This window comes from Pararhizobium sp. O133 (genome assembly GCF_051669845.1).
Taxonomy (GTDB): domain Bacteria; phylum Pseudomonadota; class Alphaproteobacteria; order Rhizobiales; family Rhizobiaceae; genus Pararhizobium.
The window spans coordinates 373574-390261 of sequence record NZ_CP196427.1; the positions used below are offsets into that span (position 1 = coordinate 373574).

17 protein-coding genes are annotated in these 16688 nt (G+C 62.1%); 10 read left to right on the forward strand and 7 right to left on the reverse strand.

Annotated features, from left to right (window positions below):
- Positions 1–873 (reverse strand): amidohydrolase family protein, encoded by an 873-nt coding sequence (locus ACST81_RS24160; protein ID WP_438753963.1) that lies wholly within the window; start codon positions 871–873, stop codon positions 1–3.
- A gap of 39 nt (positions 874–912) precedes the next feature.
- Positions 913–1899, reverse strand: coding sequence for an aldo/keto reductase (locus ACST81_RS24165; RefSeq protein ID WP_438753965.1), 987 nt, complete (start codon positions 1897–1899; stop codon positions 913–915).
- A 149-nt stretch (positions 1900–2048) separates the two neighbouring features.
- Between ACST81_RS24165 and ACST81_RS24170 the strand changes: the two genes are divergently transcribed.
- From ACST81_RS24170 to larA, 6 genes are all read left to right on the forward strand, one after another.
- Positions 2049–3266 (forward strand): ABC transporter substrate-binding protein, encoded by a 1218-nt coding sequence (locus tag ACST81_RS24170; protein ID WP_438753967.1) that lies wholly within the window; start codon positions 2049–2051, stop codon positions 3264–3266.
- A 137-nt stretch (positions 3267–3403) separates the two neighbouring features.
- Complete coding sequence (locus ACST81_RS24175) at positions 3404–4273, forward strand: branched-chain amino acid ABC transporter permease (RefSeq protein WP_438753969.1); 870 nt, start codon at positions 3404–3406, stop codon at positions 4271–4273.
- A 33-nt stretch (positions 4274–4306) separates the two neighbouring features.
- On the forward strand, positions 4307–5308 hold the full coding sequence (locus ACST81_RS24180) for a branched-chain amino acid ABC transporter permease (RefSeq protein WP_438753971.1): 1002 nt from the start codon (positions 4307–4309) through the stop codon (positions 5306–5308).
- The gene (locus ACST81_RS24185) at positions 5305–6030 is read left to right on the forward strand and encodes an ABC transporter ATP-binding protein (protein ID WP_438753972.1); all 726 of its coding nucleotides are present in this window, start codon (positions 5305–5307) and stop codon (positions 6028–6030) included. Before ACST81_RS24180 ends, ACST81_RS24185 begins: the two co-directional genes overlap by 4 nt.
- The gene (locus ACST81_RS24190) at positions 6027–6755 is read left to right on the forward strand and encodes an ABC transporter ATP-binding protein (RefSeq protein WP_438753973.1); all 729 of its coding nucleotides are present in this window, start codon (positions 6027–6029) and stop codon (positions 6753–6755) included. Before ACST81_RS24185 ends, ACST81_RS24190 begins: the two co-directional genes overlap by 4 nt.
- The gene (gene larA / locus ACST81_RS24195) at positions 6755–8047 is read left to right on the forward strand and encodes a nickel-dependent lactate racemase (RefSeq protein ID WP_438753975.1); all 1293 of its coding nucleotides are present in this window, start codon (positions 6755–6757) and stop codon (positions 8045–8047) included. The genes ACST81_RS24190 and larA overlap by 1 nt, the downstream gene beginning before the upstream one ends.
- Positions 8048–8051: 4 nt before the next feature.
- Here larA and ACST81_RS24200 read toward each other — a convergent pair whose 3' ends face one another.
- Positions 8052–8804: a FadR/GntR family transcriptional regulator gene (locus ACST81_RS24200; RefSeq protein WP_438753976.1), complete on the reverse strand. Its 753-nt coding sequence runs from the start codon at positions 8802–8804 to the stop codon at positions 8052–8054.
- 56 nt (positions 8805–8860) lie between these two features.
- Here ACST81_RS24200 and ACST81_RS24205 point away from each other — a divergent pair, with 56 nt between their 5' ends.
- From ACST81_RS24205 to larB, 4 genes are read left to right on the forward strand one after another with little or no spacing between them, the layout of a single operon-like run.
- Positions 8861–9838, forward strand: a complete 978-nt coding sequence (locus ACST81_RS24205; RefSeq protein WP_438754626.1) for an NAD(P)-dependent oxidoreductase — start codon at positions 8861–8863, stop codon at positions 9836–9838.
- Positions 9839–9854: 16 nt separating this feature from the next.
- Positions 9855–11129: a LarC family nickel insertion protein gene (locus ACST81_RS24210; protein WP_438753977.1), complete on the forward strand. Its 1275-nt coding sequence runs from the start codon at positions 9855–9857 to the stop codon at positions 11127–11129.
- Entirely contained in the window at positions 11126–11923 is a 798-nt protein-coding gene (locus tag ACST81_RS24215; protein WP_438753979.1) for an adenine nucleotide alpha hydrolase, read from the forward strand. Before ACST81_RS24210 ends, ACST81_RS24215 begins: the two co-directional genes overlap by 4 nt.
- The gene (larB, locus tag ACST81_RS24220; protein WP_438753981.1) at positions 11920–12597 is read left to right on the forward strand and encodes a nickel pincer cofactor biosynthesis protein LarB; all 678 of its coding nucleotides are present in this window, start codon (positions 11920–11922) and stop codon (positions 12595–12597) included. Before ACST81_RS24215 ends, larB begins: the two co-directional genes overlap by 4 nt.
- Positions 12598–12758: 161 nt before the next feature.
- On the opposite strand, the gene ACST81_RS24225 is transcribed toward larB, so the two are convergent.
- The 4 genes from ACST81_RS24225 to ACST81_RS24240 are packed head-to-tail and all read right to left on the reverse strand — an operon-like array spanning position 12759 to position 16611.
- Positions 12759–13607: a fumarylacetoacetate hydrolase family protein gene (locus tag ACST81_RS24225; RefSeq protein ID WP_438753982.1), complete on the reverse strand. Its 849-nt coding sequence runs from the start codon at positions 13605–13607 to the stop codon at positions 12759–12761.
- A 30-nt stretch (positions 13608–13637) separates the two neighbouring features.
- Positions 13638–14381 carry an SDR family oxidoreductase gene (locus tag ACST81_RS24230; protein ID WP_438753984.1) on the reverse strand — a complete coding sequence of 248 codons (744 nt, stop codon included), beginning with the start codon at positions 14379–14381 and terminating at the stop codon, positions 13638–13640.
- A complete protein-coding gene (locus ACST81_RS24235; protein WP_438753986.1) occupies positions 14378–15160 on the reverse strand; it encodes a FadR/GntR family transcriptional regulator in 783 nt (260 codons plus the stop codon). The genes ACST81_RS24230 and ACST81_RS24235 overlap by 4 nt, the downstream gene beginning before the upstream one ends.
- A complete protein-coding gene (locus ACST81_RS24240) occupies positions 15157–16611 on the reverse strand; it encodes an FAD-binding oxidoreductase (protein WP_438753988.1) in 1455 nt (484 codons plus the stop codon). Before ACST81_RS24240 ends, ACST81_RS24235 begins: the two co-directional genes overlap by 4 nt.
- Between the last annotated feature and the right edge of the window lie 77 nt (positions 16612–16688).

The window sequence follows — 16688 nt, forward strand, 5'->3', positions numbered from 1 at the left end:
TCACCCGTCCTGCCGGGACGTGAAGCCCGGCAGCCGATAGGCCTCGATGGCATTTGCCCCGAAGATCTTATCGAGATCACTTTCGCTGAGGTCCTTCAGGCACTCCCGCAGGGCATCGACAACGCGGTCATAGCTTGCGGCGACGAGGCAGACCGGCCAATCGGTGCCAAACATGCAGCGGTCGATGCCGAAAATATCCAGTACCTCGTGGATATAGGGCTTGAGGTCTTCCGTCGTCCAGTTCTGCCAGTCCGCTTCGGTCACCATGCCGGAGAGCTTGCACCAGACGTGCTCCCGTTCGGCGCGGAAACCACGCATCAGTCGTGACCAATCGTCGAACTCGCGCTCGCGGATATTCGGCTTGGAAATGTGGTCGAGCACGAAGCGCATGTTCGGAAAAGCTTCGACGGTGCGCACGCAGGAGCCGAGCTGCGGCAGGTTGGGAACGAGATCATAAACCAGCCCGGCATTTTCGACGGCGCGCAACCCGTGCAACACGTCGTTGCGCAAAAGCCAATTGGGATCGCTTTCCGTCTGGATGAGATGGCGGACGCCGACAAGCCATTTGCCGTTCGGGCTTGCCTTCAATTCGGCCAGCGTCTGACCGACATCCGGGTCAGTCAGATCGACCCAACCGACGACGCCGGCGACGAAATCCGTCTCTGCCGCCGTGCGAATGAAGTCCCATGTCTCACCCAGGTCGTTCCAGGTCTGCACGAGGACCGTGCCGGAAACCGTGTTGGCCTCAAGCGACGGGCGAAGGTCGGCCGGCTCGAAAACGCGGTTGATCGGCTCGAAGGGACCACTAAGCCAGCCATAATCTCCGCCGCTCTTGGGGTCCCAGAAGTGATGATGTGAATCGATGATAGGCATGATGATGTCCGTTGATCTCGTGTTGATGGCCGGGCCGTCTCACCATTTTTGGTGAACGTATTTCCGGATTTCCTCGTCATAGATCTGAACGATCTTATCCATAACATGCTTCGACAGCGCCGGCAGGGCTGCCGCTTCGGCGTTAGACTGGGCCTGGGCCGGATTGCGGGCACCGGGAATGGCGACGGTGACGGCATCGAACATCAGGATCCAGCGTAGCGCGAATTTCGCCATGGTCGTATCGCCCGATACGAGGGGACGGATACGCTCAACTGCATCGAGGCCAACTTCATAGGGCACGCCGGAGAAGGTCTCGCCGACATCGAAGGCTTCGCCATTGCGGTTGAACAGACGGTGGTCCGTCGTTTCGAACTTGGTGTCACGCTTGAACTTGCCGGAGAGCAGTCCGCTGGCCAGCGGCACCCGGGCGATGATCGCGACGTTCTTTTCCTGCGCCAGTGCGAAGAACCGCTCGGCGGGACGCTGACGAAAGGCGTTGAAGATGATCTGCACGCTGACGACACCGGGATATTCGATCGCCTTCAGCGCTTCCTCCACGCGTTCGACGCTGACGCCGTAATTGCGGATTTTGCCCTGCTCGACGAACCGGTCGAGCCGCTCGAACACTTCCGGATGATAATAGAGGTCGGTGAGCGGGCAATGCAGCTGCACCAGATCGAGCGTATCGGTCTCGAGATTCTTCAGGCTGCGCTCGACATAGGCGGTGAGATTTTCCGCGCTGTAGCCGGCAACGGTCTGCTCCGGCAGGCGGCGTCCAGCCTTGGTCGCGATGAATGGCCGCTCGCCGCCACGCTCCTTCATGGCCTTGGCGATCAGCCGCTCGGAATGGCCGTCGCCATAGACATCGGCCGTGTCGATGAAGGTGACGCCGCTGTCCAGCGCGGCATGCAGCGCCTTGATGGCGTCGTCGTCATTGACTTCGCCCCAGGCGGCACCGATCGCCCAGGCGCCGAAGCCGATTTCGCTGACGTTGCGGCCTGTACGGCCAAATGGTCTGGATCGCATGGTGTTCTCCCTCGCTGCTTTAGCCGGCGCTCTGCCGGGCGGGACGCAAGCCGCAGTCGCTTGACATCCTCTATTTCCGGTATTATCAGAAAACAGGGTTGTACGACAACCCGGTAAGACTGCAAAACTTTCATCGGGAGGATGAAACAGTGAAAAGCAATCTATTGAGGAGCGCCGCACTGGCGCTGGGTCTTGGCGTGTCGGCATTTCCGGCATTCGCGCAGGACGCAGGAGATACCGTCAAGATCGGCGTCGTCGCCGCTGAATCCGGCGCCTTCGTTTCCGCCGGCCACACCCTTCCGGCCGGCGTAGGCTTGGCCGTCAAGCAGATCAACGACGCCGGCGGCATCAATGTCGGCGGCAAGAACTACAAGCTCGAAATGGTCAAGCGCGACGACCGAACGGATATCGCGACAGCGATCGCGGCAACGCAGGAACTGGTTCGCGACGAAAAGGTTGCGGCGATCTTCGGATCGGAATCCCACGATTTTACACTGGCCATGGCGAAGATCACCCAGCCCGCCAAGATCATGCATTTCGCCGGCAATTCGACGCTCGGCAAGGTTCTGACCCCGGACGCCGTCAAGGCCGGCGGTGAAAATCACTATCTCTTCCAGTCCGAACCGCAGGAATTCCAACGTTCCGGATCCACGGCACGCGGCGTTCTCAACCTGCTTGAGCCCCTGCTCGGCGCCAAGCCGAAGAAGTCGGTCGTCATTGCCGGCAACGATGCGACCGGCCAGTTTCTATCGTCCTTCTATATCACGGCGCTGAAGGCCGAAGGCCAGGACGTTCCGGACATCATCTTCTATCCGCCGGAAACGACGGATTTCTCGCCCTTCCTGACCAAGGCCAAGAGCTACGATCCAGACGTCATCCACTTCTGGTACAATGGCGACTCGACGCTGACGGCGCTGCCGCAGGCCCTCGAGCTTGGCGCGGCGAAGAGCTACTTCATGTTCGGCGTGGATCCCGGCATCTGGAAGGAACGCGGCCTGACCGCCGACGTTCCGGTGGCGATGAGCTGCGTACCGATCTGCTGGGGGGCATCTTCCAACCCTGGTTCGAAGCCGTATTTCGACGCCTATTTCGCTGCCGGCGCGCCGCATGGCGTCACCTCGTCGGTCTCGCTGCTCTACCATGACTACGTCCACTTCCTCGCAAAGGCTTGGGAAAAGGCTGGGTCCTTCGATCCTGACAAGACGGTGGAAGCTCTGATGGCGATGAAATATTCCGGCGTCGTGTCGGACAGCCTTGCCTTCAACGAGACGCACCAGGTCACCCATGCAACGGAAGTCTGCGCGGCGGCTCCTGGCGGCGATATCACCTGCTCGATGCAGCAGCCTCCGGAAAAGGCTCCGCAATAACGTCTCTCCCAGAAGGCGACGACACTCCTTGAGCGTCACCTTCCGTCTGCCGGACATCCGTGTCCGGCAGACAATCGCCTGAAACAAAGGCCATGCAGCCTTCAGGGGGCGGCATGGAACATGACGGAACAGCAACCGTGGATATTCTCCTTCAGCAGATCCTCAACGGCTTGTCGATTGCCAGCGTCATCACGCTGATCGCGGTCGGCGTCACCCTCATCTTCGGCCTGACCGGCATCATCAACTTTGCCCATGGCGAATTCCTGATGGTCGGCAGCATCGTCACCTGGCTTGCCGTCAGCGCCGGCTTGCCCTTCCCGGCAGCTCTTTTTCTTGGTGTGATTGCCGTTGCCCTGATGGGCTTCCTGCTGGAGCGCGCCATCTTCCGTTTCACGCTGGAACGGCCAACCAACGGTTTCATCGTTTCGCTCGGCCTGATCGTCGTCCTCCAACACGTCGTCATCCTGTTCTGGAATGCCAACCAGAAGAGCATTCCGCGTCCGCTGACCACCGTGTGGGAAATCGGCGGCGTGCGCATCGCCTCCGTCCGGGTGATGGTCATCCTGATGACGATCGCGGTCGTTGCCATGACCTATGTCATGATCACCCGCAGCCGCTACGGCCGGGCGCTGCGCGCCAGCGTCGAGGATCGCGATACCGCGGCCCTGATGGGTATTCCCGTGCGCCGCTACATTACCGGCGTCTTCGTGCTTGGCAGCGCGCTGGCCGGCCTTGGCGGCGGCCTGCTGATTGCGCTTTTCCCGATCACGCCGTTTACCGGCGGCACCATGGTGATGAAGGGTTTTGCCGTGGCGTTGATCGGCGGTCTCGGCAATCTGTCGGGCGCTGTCGCTGCCGGGCTGATCCTCGGCATCGTCGAGGGCCTGAGCGCCGGCTACGGCTTTTCCGAATGGACCGATGCCTATTCCTTCGGCCTGATGATCCTCGTCCTGCTGTTCCGCCCGCATGGTCTCTTCGGCGGGACTAGCGGCCCGAAAATGGCCTGATGGAGGGCTAATCAACATGATCGGTCAGACACAATGATCAAATCCGTCTCCTCCCTGCGCTCGCTCGCACCGGTCCTTATCGTCCTGTTGCTGCTGGCGCTGGTTCCGCTGTTCTCGCCGAGCAACCGCTTTCTGTCGCTCGCCATCTCGGCCGGCATCAACATCATCGCGCTCTATGGCCTTTCCGTGCTGTTCGGCCAGACCGGCATCCTGTCAATGGGCCATGCGGCGCTGGTCGGCGTCGGCGCCTATACGGCGGCCCTTCTTGCCCGCGATTTCGACATCGGCTTCTGGGTGTCCATTCCGGTCGCCGGCATCATGGCGGCCATTGTCGCGGCGATCATCGGCATTCCGTCGCTGCGCGTCAGCGGCCACCACTTCGTCATCATGACCTTCGCCTTCGGACAATTGCTGACGATCATTCTTACCAATGGCGGCGAATATACAGGTGCGGCCAGCGGCCTCGACATGGGGCAGCCCGTGACGATGTTCGGCGCCGACCTCGATGCCCTGCCGCGCTTCTACCTGCTCGTTGTCGCCTTCGTGACGATCAGTGCCGTGGCCAGCTGGGCGATTATCAATTCGTCCTATGGCCGGACCTTGCGCGCCATCCGTGAAAACGAGAAACTGGCGGCGGCGCTCGGCATCAATGTCGGCCGCCACAAGATCGGCGCCTTCATCGTCAGCGGCGTATTCGCCGGCGTCTCCGGCGTGCTGCTCGCCTATTTCCTGCGTCATATCTCGCCCGGCCAGTTCGCCTCTTTCCCGAGCATCTATCTGGCGCTGATGGTCATGATCGGCGGCGCGCGCCTGCTGCTCGGACCGTTCGCCGGCGGCATTCTCGTCTCCTTTCTGCCGGAGGTCCTGAACCTCGATCCCGTCCAGTCACGCATCCTTTATGGTGCCTGCCTGATCGCGGTCATCCTGTTCCTGCCGAATGGCCTGATCGCCGGCGTCGCCGACGGCTGGACCTGGCTCGTCAAGATGTCGAAGCGCACGCCGGCAGCGGGCAATGTTTCGGAGGTCGGCCGATGAACGCCATTCTCGACATCAGGGGACTGCGCAAGCAGTTCGGCGGGGTCACCGCGCTGTCCGGCGTCGATCTCACGATCAACGAAGGCGAGATCCTGGGCGTGGTCGGCCCGAACGGTTCCGGCAAGACGACGCTGTTCAACGTCGTCACCGGCGTTCACAAGCCAACCGCCGGTACCGTGACCTGGAAGGGCAAGGACATTACCGGCATTCCCGCCAATCAGATCTCGCGCAACGGCATCGGCTACACCTTCCAGCAGGCCATGGCCTTTCCGGGTCTGACCGTACTTGAAAATGTCCAGATCGCCACCGAGCATTCCGCCGCATCCGCCCGCACGGACTTCGCCTGGCCAACACCCGCCTCGCTTCTGGACTTCGTCGGCATACCCGGCCTTGCTGGCGAGAAAGCCGGCATCCTGCCCTTCGGCAGCCTGCGCCTGCTTGGCCTGGCGCTGGCGCTCGCAACACGGCCTTCGCTGCTTTTGCTCGACGAACCTGCGGCTGGTCTCAACGATCGCGAAACTTCGGCACTGGTGGGTCTCGTCCAACAGTTTCCAGCGCACGGCATCAGCGTCTGCGTCATCGATCACGACATGAAGCTGATGCAGATGCTCTGCAAGCGGCTCGCCGTGCTCGATTTCGGTTCGAAGATCGCCGACGGGCCGACGGTGGACGTGCTGCACGACCCGAAGGTTCTCGAAGTCTATCTTGGAGGTGAACTGTGACCCTGCTCTCCGTCTCCAGCGTCACCACCGGCTATGGCCCGACGATCGTCAACCGCGACGCGTCGCTGACCCTTGGCAAGAACGAAATCATCACCATTCTCGGGCCTAACGGCGCCGGCAAATCGACATTGCTGCGCACCATCGCGGGGCTGGTAAAACCCCGTGCCGGGCAGATCACCTTCGACGGTGAGACTGTCACCGGCCAGCCGCCGGACGTGATGGCCAAGCGCGGCGTCGTACTCGTTCCGGAAGGCCGGCGCATCTTTGCCGACATGACTGTCGAGGAAAACCTGCGTCTCGGCGCCTATACCCGCCGCGATGCCAGCGGCATCGATGCCGATGTGAAGACGATGGAATCCTTCTTTCCGATCCTTGCCGCGAAACGCAACGACAAGGGCGGATCGCTGAGCGGCGGCCAGCAGCAGATGCTGGCGATCGCCCGCGGCCTGATGGCAAGGCCAAAGGTGCTCCTGCTGGACGAGCCTTCGCTTGGCCTCTCGCCACTTCTCGTCAAGGAAATCAAGGCTATCATCCTCAACATCGGCGAACGCTTTGGCGCGTCGGTGCTGCTGGTCGAACAGAATGCGGGGCTTGCCCTTTCCGTCGCTGCGCGCGGGTATCTGATGCAAAATGGCCGGATCGCCATCTCCGGGCCAATCGAAGAGCTGAGGGATATGTCGCTGATGCGCGAACTCTATCTCGGCGGGATCAAGGAGACGGCCTGATGCGGGACGAGACGATTGCGATTTCCTATGGACGTGGCCACCTGAGCGTGCGCATGCCCGGGGATGCCGAGCCGACGGTCATCCGCAAGCAACCGCTGCCGAAGATCGGCGATCCGAAGCAGGCCGTAATCGAGGCGCTCGAAAACCCGATCGCTGCCGCGCCTCTGTCGCAGCTTGTCAAGGGTCGCAACAGCGCCTGCATCCTGATCTGCGACATCACCCGGCCGGTTCCCAATCATCTGTTCCTGCGCCCGATGATCGAGACCATGCTTTCCGGCGGCATTCCGCGCGAAAACATCTCCGTCCTGATCGCGACCGGCCTGCATCGCCCCAATCTCGGCGAAGAACTGGCCGAACTGGTCGGCGACCCGTGGGTTCTCGAAACCGTGCGTGTCGAAAACCACTATGCCCGCAACGAAGAGGACCATATCGACCTCGGCTTCACGCCGACACGGCAGACGCCGGTCAAGCTCGACAAGCTGTTCGTCGAAGCTGATCTTCGCATTGCCACCGGGCTGGTCGAGCCGCATTTCATGGCCGGCTGGTCCGGTGGCCGCAAAGTCATCGCGCCGGGCGTCGCCCATCACGAAACCATCCGCACCTTCCATTCCGCCCGCTTCATGGAAGACCCGCTCGCCGTCCAGTGCAATCTCATCGGCAATCCGCTGCACGAGGAACAGCTCGAAATCGTCAAGCTCCTGGGCGAGGTCTACGCGCTGAACACCGTTCTCGACGAGGAGCGCGACCTCGTCTGTGTCACCTTCGGCGAAATCATCGACAGCCATGCTGCGGCCGTCGATTTCGTCAGCGATGCGACGCGTATCGGCCTGCCCAGAAAATACGGCACCGTCGTCACCTCGTCGGCCGGTTATCCTCTCGACAAGACCTACTACCAGACGATCAAGGGCATGGTGACACCGCTCGATATTCTCGAGCCTGGCGGCACGCTGATCATGGTTTCCGAGTGTTCGGAAGGGTTCGGCTCGCATGAATTTCGCGAGGCGCAGGCGCGCCTGGTCGAACTTGGACCTGAACGATTCCTGGCAACATTGACCGCAAAATCACTCGCCGAGATCGACGAATGGCAGACGGAGATGCAGCTGAAGCCGATGCGGGTCGGCCGGATCGAACTCTACACGACGGGCCTTGCCGGAGAAGACCGGGAACTGACCGGCGTGACCATGATCGGCGACCTCACCGAGGCGATAGCAAAGAGCATGGAGCGTAGCGGCGACCGCCAGGTGGCCGTCATCCCGGAGGGGCCGTATGTCATTCCTCAATTCTCGGCGTGAACAGTCAGGCCATCGACTGGCCGGTATGATCGCGAAGTTCCGCGAACCGGGCAGCGCTTCGCGTCAGATGGCTGCGAAGCGTCTTTCGAGCTGCGTTCTCATCACGGTCGCGGATTGCCGCGAAGATTGCGCCGTGTTCGCGACGCATCCGGGCCATGTGCTTTTGCCGCTCGGCCGGTCCCATCGTGTCGAACCTTGCCCACTGGCGCGGGATCATCAGGTTGCCGAAGGTATCGAACAGCCGGGCGTAGTAGGAATTCTGCGTCGCCACCAGGATCGCCCGGTGGAAGGCAAAATCCTCGGCAGCCCCCGAACCGCCGGCAAGAATGGAGGCATCGAGTGCATCGAGCCTCGCCTGCATGCGTTCGAGATCTTCATCCGTGCGCCTGAGCGCTGCGAACCCGGCCGCCTCGACCTCGATGCCGATACGCAGTTCCAGCACGCTGATGACTTCCTCGATCGATTCGAGATCGTTGGGAACGATGGAGAAGGATCGCGGGTTGGGATCGTTGGAGACGAAGGCACCAAGGCCCTGACGCGTCGTGATCAGTCCCTTGGCCCGCAGCGACGCCAGCGCCTCGCGCACCACCGTACGGCTGACGCCCGTCGCCGTCATGATCGCCTGTTCGGTCGGCAAGCGCTGACCGGGCGCAAGATCGCCGGACTCGATCTGCGCGATCAGCGTATCGACCAGGCCGCTGCGCAGGTTCGGCGTATGCTGGATGGCGTTGAAAAACGCCCCTTCCTTTTCCGTCATCGTCTCAGTGACCCCTCCACGCGAGCCCTTTCCGCGAAATCCATTTCACTCCTGCTATCCGATGGCAGCAAAAAAAGCAAAACAGGCTCGCAAAAACAGGGCCGAACCAACCGGGAGAAGACATCATGAACGAACGGATCGGATTTATCGGCCTCGGCGCCATGGGTTCCGGAATGGCTGCTAACTTGCTGAGAAAGGGATTTCCACTAACCGTGCTTGCCCATCGCCGACGAGAAGCAATCGACGCTCTGGTCGCCAACGGTGCCACAGAAGCAACGACCGGCCGGGAACTCGCGCTGACAAGCGATATCGTCGTGCTTTGCGTTACCGGGTCGCCGCAGGTGGAACAGGCAATCAAGGGGCCGGATGGCCTTGCCTCCGCCGGCAAGCCGCTGCTGATCATCGATTGTTCAACCTCCAATCCCTCGACGACCGTTGCGCTCGCCGCCGATCTGGATGCAAGCGGCATCACCCTGATCGACGCACCCCTTGCCCGTACGCCGAAGGAGGCGGCGGAAGGCAAGCTCGACGTGATGTCGGGTGGTGCGCCGGAGGTTTTCGCGCGGGCGAAACCGGTTCTCGATGCCTTTGCGGCACGCGTCATCCATACCGGGCCGACCGGCAGTGGCCACACGATGAAGCTCCTCAACAACTTCATTTCCATGGGCTATTCGGCGATCTATTCCGAGGCGCTCACACTCGGTGTCAAGGCGGGACTGACGCCACAGGTCTTCGACAGCGTCATTCGCGGCAGTCGCATGGACTGCTCCTTCTATCAGGCCTTCTTCGATTTCGTGCTGAACCGCAACGAGAACGCCCAGCGTTTCGCTATGGTCAACGCCTTGAAGGACATGTCCTATCTGGCCTCCTTCGCTCAATCCGCTGATGTCGCCAACCCGATCGGCGCAGCCGTACGCAACAGCTTTGCCACCGCCGTCGCAACCGGTCATGGTGAAGCTTTCGTTCCGGCACTTTCGGACGTCATCGCCGGACTAAACGGCGTGTCGCTGACAAATCCGCGTTCAACACGTTGAGACAGGTAGAAGACGAATGAAGTCGTTTCACCTCGATCCTGTCGGCGGAATTGCCGGCGACATGTTTGTTGCCGCGATCCTCGACGTGCGGCCGGACCTCGAAGCCGGCCTGCGTGAAACGCTGGCGCGGTGCCCACTGATCGACGACGTTTCCGTCGCCATCGTCGAGCACAATGACGGAGTTCTGACGGGACGGCGGTTTCTGGTCGATCATAACGATGATCAGCAGCCAACTGCGACGCATAATCATTTCCACGAGCACCACCATCATGGCGACAACGATCGCCATGATCACGGCGAAGGCCATGATCATCACCATGGACACGCGCATGTCGCCTGGCGAGATATCCGATCGGCATTGGAGAACGCGCAGCTCGGTCCCGCCGTCTTCAAGCACGCAATCGGCATTTTCGCACTGCTGGCCGAGGCGGAGGCGAAGGTGCATGGAACCACGCCAGACAAGATCAGCTTCCACGAGGTCGGCGCCTGGGATTCGATCGCCGATATTGTTGGCGCGGCCTATCTGATCGCACAGCTGGATGCTGCAACATGGACGGTGGGTCCCCTGCCGCTCGGCTCCGGTCGGGTGCGGACCGCACATGGCCTGCTGCCGGTCCCTGCTCCCGCGACAGCTCTGCTGATGCAAGGCTTTTCGACCATCGACGACGGCATCGGCGGCGAGCGGGTCACCCCGACGGGTGCGGCGATCCTTCGCTATCTGTGCAGGGAACCCACTCCACCCTCGCCCCGCACCCTCGTCACGTCCGGCCACGGCTTTGGGATGCGCACGTTGCCGGGCATCAGCAATTGCCTGCGCATTCTCTGCTTCGAAACACGCGACGCCGCCACAACGGATACCGTCGCCGTGATCGAGTTCGAGACCGACGACCAGACCGGTGAGGATCTTGCCCATGCGATCGATCACCTGCGGTCGCAGGACGGCGTGCTCGACGTCGTGCAGGCGCCGGTGTTCGGCAAGAAGGGGCGAATGATGGCGCATGTGCGTGTTCTTGCGCGAGCGAATGCGTTGCAGGCCGTTGCGCGGCGGGTTTTCGAGGAAACCGGCACGATCGGCATCCGGCATTCACTGGTCCAGCGCCTGATGCTGCCCCGCGAGGCAGGCGAAATTCAAAGAGACGGCAAGTCATTCCGCACCAAAACCGCGATCCGGCCCGGCGGTTCGACCATGAAAATCGAAGCCGATGATCTCGCCGACATTGCCGGCAAGAGCGCGCGTGATACGATCCGCAGGACGGGCGAAATGGTGGCCAAGACGGAGGACGCGGGATGACCGACGCATTGCGCGACATTCTCCGTGACATCGGTCCGGCAACGGTTGCCGTCAGCGGTGGCGTCGACTCGATGACGCTCGCAGTTCTCGCAAACCGCACCCTTGGCCGCGATCGGGTGACGATGATGCATGCCGCGTCCGCCGCCGTTCCGCCCGAGGCGACGCAGCGCGTCAGGCATCGGGCTACGATCGAAGGGTGGGATCTGCGCGTGATCGACGCCGGCGAACTGGCGGACGAGAAATATCGCAGCAATCCGCTCAACCGCTGCTTTTTCTGCAAGGGCAATCTTTACGGTACGATCGCCGACCTGACCGACCGGCAAATTTTGTCCGGCGCCAACACGGACGACCTCGGTGAATATCGGCCGGGATTGGACGCCGCCCACCAATACTCCGTCCGCCATCCCTACCTCGAGGCCCGGATCGACAAGAGCGGAGTGCGTGCGCTTGCCCGCAGTCTCGGTCTTGGTGACCTCTCCGATCTCCCCGCCTCGCCCTGTCTATCAAGCCGGATCGAAACATTGATCCGTATCGAGCCGGAGACGCTGCAAGCCATCCATGCCGTGGAACTGCTCGTTGCGGATCGGCTCTCTCCCCGCACCGTGCGCTGCCGCGTCCGGCAAGCCGGAATCGTCGTCGAACTCGATGCATTGAGCCTTGATGCCGCAAGCCCGTCCAAGCGTTCGGCCCTCACTGCGTCGATCGGCAACCTCCTGCCGGGTGCCTTGGCAGATAAACCCATCGCCTTTGCCGCCTATCGCAACGGCAGCGCATTCGTCGGCGCAAAACCATGAGCGGCAACGACATCGTCTTCGACTTCGCCCGTGCCGACCGGATCGGCCTCGACGAGGCAGTCTTCTGCCAGATGAAATCGCCTGCGCAGATCGACGCCATTCTGGACGGCGCGGCGCAACGACATGCCGGTCTGCTTCTCACGCGTCTCGACATGGACAAGCTGGCAGCCCTTTCACCCGCGCATCGGGAAAGGATCGACCATTGCCCGGTCTCGCAGACGGCATTTTTCGGCCCGCTGCGGCCTGTCGCATCGCGCGGCGCCGTCGCCATCGTCGCGGCGGGAACATCCGACGCGCCGGTCGCTCGCGAGGCGGCGCGCACCCTGCGCCATGCCGGCGTTGAAGCCTCGTTGATCGTCGATGTCGGTGTGGCCGGCCTTTGGCGGCTGACAGAGCGGCTGAACGACATCCGCCGGCATCCGGTGGTGATCGGCGTCGCCGGCATGGATGCCGCGTTGGCCAGCGTGCTGGGCGGTCTTGTCTCTTCGGCTATGATCTGTGTTCCGACGTCGGTCGGCTACGGTGCGGCAGAGAGCGGACGAACGGCACTCAACGCCATGCTTGCAAGCTGCGCGCCGGGTATCACCGTCTGCAATATCGACAACGGCTATGGCGCCGCCTGCGCCGCCCTGCGTATTCTGGCAAGCGCCGCAAGGATGCGCGATCCCGGTTGATAGGCGTCGTCGGCCTGTTTTGCGCCGCGACCGTTCTTCCGCACTCCGTCATCCTCGGCCCTAAGCCAAGGACCCATCGGCGACCGCCAAAACCGTAGATGGTCGGGCCAAGCCCAACCATCTACGGAGTTGAGGTGCGAACCTAGACTCTTTCGAGAAGCTCAGGCCGCGTCGACCGTCAGCTGCTGCTGCTCCCCGAGCCCTTCGATACCGAGCCTGATGGTCTGGCCGGCATGCAGGAAGATCGGGTCCGGCTTGATGCCGAGGCCGACGCCAGGCGGCGTGCCGGTGGAGATGATGTCGCCAGGTTGCAGGCTCATGAACTGCGAGATGTAGTGAACGAGAAATGGCACGGTGAAGATCATCGTCTTCGTCGATCCGTTCTGCCGCGACACGCCATCGACGGTCAGCCACATCTTCAGGTTCTGCGGATCGGCGACCTCGTCGCGCGTCACGACCCAGGGACCGATCGGCCCGAAACTGTCGGCCGATTTGCCCTTCGTCCACTGACCGCCGCGCTCAGCCTGGAATTCGCGCTCCGAAACGTCGTTGATCAGGCAATAGCCGGCAACATGGTTCATCGCATCGGCTTCGGTCACGTAGCGCGCCTCGTCGCCGATGACGACGCCAAGCTCGACTTCCCAATCGGTTTTCTTCGAGTTGCGCGGGATGATGACATTGTCGTTCGGGCCGGTGATCGCGCTCGTCGCCTTCATGAACAGGATCGGCTCTTCCGGGATCTTGGCGCCGGTCTCGGCCGCATGATCGGCATAGTTCAGGCCGACGCAGATGAACTTGCCGACGCGCGACACGCAAGGGCCAAGGCGGCCGGGGTTCTCGACCAGCGGCAGGCTTTTCGGATCAATCGCGGCGATCGCGGCAATGCCTTCGTTCGTCAGAGCCGCGCCGGCGATATCGCCGATATGTCCGGAGAGATCGCGGACATGTCCGTCGGCATCGAGAAGTGCGGGCTTTTCGGCGCCCGGCTGGCCATAACGAAGAAGTTTCATGATGATGTCCTGTGAAGATGAAAACGGTATTCAGGCGTTCGACCAGCCGCCATCGACAACGATGGCATTGCCGGTCATGAAGGCCGATTCATTGCTGGCGAGGAAGACGACAAGTTCGGCAACTTCCTCCGCGGTGCCCAGCCGGCCCATCGGCTGGCGGCCGATGAAGGCGGCACGCGCGGCATCGTAATCGCCGGTCGCCCGCATACGGTCCTGCAGCGACGGGCTTTCGACCGTACCGGGGCAGATCGCATTGGCGCGGATGCCCTTGCCGACATAATCGAGTGCCACCGACTTGGTCATGCCGATGACGGCGGCCTTGGTGGTGCCGTAGATGAAACGATTGGGGGCGGCGATCACCGTCGAGGCGACAGAGGCCATGTTGACGATGGATGCACCGCCATTGTCGATCATGCCGGGCAGGAACGCGCGAATCATGCGGTACATGGCCCGCACATTGAGGTTCACCGAGAAATCGAACGCATCTTCGTCGCACTCCAGGATGGAGCCGTTATGGACGTAGCCCGCACAATTGAAGAGGATATCAGGCGCCTTGATATTACCAGCGAACTCGTTGATCGCCTTCGGGTTCAGCACATCGAGCGCCTGCGTCGTGACGCCGGGCAGTCCCTCGAGTGACTGCAGTTTCGAAGCGTCGATATCGGTGGCGATCACCGTTGCCCCTTCGCGTGAAAAAGCCAGAACGGCCGCACGGCCCATGCCTTGGCCAGCGGCCGTGACGACCGCTGTCTTTCCTTCAAGTCTGCCTGTCATTTCTGGGTATCCTTGGACGTTTCCTGAATGGCCGCGCTCAGCGAGCCCGGTTTGATATCTGCCGGATCGGCTGCCAGAGACAGTCCGACACGCTGTGCGGCACCCGCCAGATGCAGATGCATGGCCCGCTGCGCAGCCTCCGGATCACCGGCCTCGATGGCATCGAGGATCTGCTGGTGTTCGCCGAGCGTGATGCTGGCCAGATCGTCGGAACGCTGCTGGTTGCCGGAGGCTAGAATGCTGTCGCGCACCCGCTCGGAGGCAAACATCAGGAACGGCACCATGTAGGTGTTCTGCGTTGCCGCAGCGACCGTCTTGTGGAATTCCAGATCGGTCTTCAGCCATGTCACGCTGCCATAGGGCGCTGCCGCCATCGTCGCTAACGCCTCGCGCATGGCGGCAAGATCGGCTTCCGTGCGGCGCTTGGCTGCCAATGCAGCCACCTGGACTTCGAGGATGCCACGAATTTCAAAGAGATTCCGGAAGGCGTCGGCCTGCTGAAGGGAATCGTGATCGATGGTGAGAACGGTGGAATTCGGCACATCGGCGACGAAAGCCCCCCGGCCCTGCTGCGACCAGATGCGCCCTTCCGAGCGAAGGCGCGCGATCGCTTCTCGCACCACGTTGCGGCTGACACCGAAGGTCTGCGCCAGAGCCTGTTCGGTCGGCAGTTGATCGCCCGGGCTCAGCCGTCCCTGGGCGATCTCGCGCGAGATGGAGCTGGCGACGAGCGTGGAGAGGTGCGGGCCGCGATTGACCTTGTCCAGTTTCAGCGTCATCGCTCACCTACTTCCTTACTATGTGCACGCGGCAGAAAAATTCTTCCCCGGCTCATGATTCCCGTTGGATCCAGCGCATCCTTGATCCGGCTTGCAACATCAAGTGAAACTTCATCGATGCGCTTCAGGAAAGCCTCCTGCTTGACCTTGCCGATGCCATGTTCCGCACTCAGTGAACCACCATAGCGATCCACAACATCAAAAATCACTTCCTCGGTTTCGTGGAAGAGCGTTTCGATCGCGTCGGCCTCCATCCCGACCGGCGGCACAACGTTGAGGTGAATATTGCCGTCGCCGACGTGGCCATAGGTCACCGCCAGCGCATGTGGATGGCTTTTTTCGAGCGCGGCCAGCGTGTCCCCCACGAAACCGGCGAGCATCGAGATCGGTACGGACACGTCGGTGCGCAGGTAACGGCCGCCGCGCCCCTGGGCTTCCACCATCAGTTCGCGCAGAAGCCAGAGCTGGTCACCCTGCGCCCGGCTGGCCGCAACCACGCCATCAATCATGAGATCGTCGGCACTGATGAGAAAGTCCTGCAGGATGGCGCGCAGATCGACACGGCCGCCGGCGGAGGCCTCGATCAGCACATAGACGGGGCAGACTTCAGACAGCGGGTCCCGTAGGCCGGGGCGCGCGCCGAGCGCAATATCGATGCCGCCGCGCAGGATCAGCTCGAAGGCCGTCAGAAGATCGCTGCATTCGCGCCGCGCGCGGGCATAGAGCGCCATCGCGTCCTCGACCGAGCGAAGGCCGACCAGCGCCGTCTCCACCTGCGTCGGCTTCGGAAACAGCTTCAGCGATACGGCGGTGACGATACCGAGCGTTCCTTCGCTGCCGATGAAGAGTTGCTTCAGGTCGTAGCCGCGATTGTCCTTGCGCAGAAGCTTCAGGCCGTTCCAGACCCGCCCGTCGGCAAGCACCACCTCGAGCCCGAGTACGAGATCGCGGGTCATGCCATAACGCAGCACATTGAAGCCGCCGGCATTGGTGGCGACATTGCCGCCGACGCGGCAGCTGCCCTGCGCGCCGAAGGTGATCGGCAGGATGCAGTCCTCGGCTTCCGCATGGCGCTTGGCCTCTTCCAGAATACAGCCGGCCTCGACCACCATGGCGAAATCGATGGCGCTGATGGAGCGCAGCTTGTTCAACCGTTCCAACGATATCACTACTTCGCCGCCGCCCGGGGCAGCAACAGCGGCGCCGACGAGCCCCGTCAGTCCACCCTGCGGCACGACCGGGATGTTGTTGGTGCTGCAGCAGCGCATCAGCTGGGAGACTTCATCGACCGAGCGGGGACGCGCGACGGCAAGTGGCATGCCAAAATGATCGCCGGACCAGTCGCGTGTATAGCGCTCGATATCATCCTTGGCACTGAACAGAATGCCGTCGGGAAGTGCCGCCTTGAGCGTCGCCAGCAGCTTTTCGCGCGGTATCGTAACGGCGTCCATCAAGCGGCCTCCACGTCAGGTCGAAAACAACTGGACAACGACGCCAGTTGCATGGTTATCATACAACACTGATAATG

What these genes read in the sequence shown, in the direction of transcription:
- ACST81_RS24160 (WP_438753963.1), bottom strand. Translation starts at nt 873, where the DNA reads ATGCCTATCATCGATTCACATCATCACTTCTGGGACCCCAAGAGCGGC.
- ACST81_RS24165 (WP_438753965.1), bottom strand. Translation starts at nt 1,899, where the DNA reads ATGCGATCCAGACCATTTGGCCGTACAGGCCGCAACGTCAGCGAAATC.
- ACST81_RS24180 (WP_438753971.1), top strand. Translation starts at nt 4,307, where the DNA reads ATGATCAAATCCGTCTCCTCCCTGCGCTCGCTCGCACCGGTCCTTATC.
- ACST81_RS24185 (WP_438753972.1), top strand. Translation starts at nt 5,305, where the DNA reads ATGAACGCCATTCTCGACATCAGGGGACTGCGCAAGCAGTTCGGCGGG.
- larA (WP_438753975.1), top strand. Translation starts at nt 6,755, where the DNA reads ATGCGGGACGAGACGATTGCGATTTCCTATGGACGTGGCCACCTGAGC.
- ACST81_RS24200 (WP_438753976.1), bottom strand. Translation starts at nt 8,804, where the DNA reads ATGACGGAAAAGGAAGGGGCGTTTTTCAACGCCATCCAGCATACGCCG.
- ACST81_RS24210 (WP_438753977.1), top strand. Translation starts at nt 9,855, where the DNA reads ATGAAGTCGTTTCACCTCGATCCTGTCGGCGGAATTGCCGGCGACATG.
- ACST81_RS24215 (WP_438753979.1), top strand. Translation starts at nt 11,126, where the DNA reads ATGACCGACGCATTGCGCGACATTCTCCGTGACATCGGTCCGGCAACG.
- larB (WP_438753981.1), top strand. Translation starts at nt 11,920, where the DNA reads ATGAGCGGCAACGACATCGTCTTCGACTTCGCCCGTGCCGACCGGATC.
- ACST81_RS24225 (WP_438753982.1), bottom strand. Translation starts at nt 13,607, where the DNA reads ATGAAACTTCTTCGTTATGGCCAGCCGGGCGCCGAAAAGCCCGCACTT.
- ACST81_RS24230 (WP_438753984.1), bottom strand. Translation starts at nt 14,381, where the DNA reads ATGACAGGCAGACTTGAAGGAAAGACAGCGGTCGTCACGGCCGCTGGC.
- ACST81_RS24235 (WP_438753986.1), bottom strand. Translation starts at nt 15,160, where the DNA reads ATGACGCTGAAACTGGACAAGGTCAATCGCGGCCCGCACCTCTCCACG.
- ACST81_RS24240 (WP_438753988.1), bottom strand. Translation starts at nt 16,611, where the DNA reads ATGGACGCCGTTACGATACCGCGCGAAAAGCTGCTGGCGACGCTCAAG.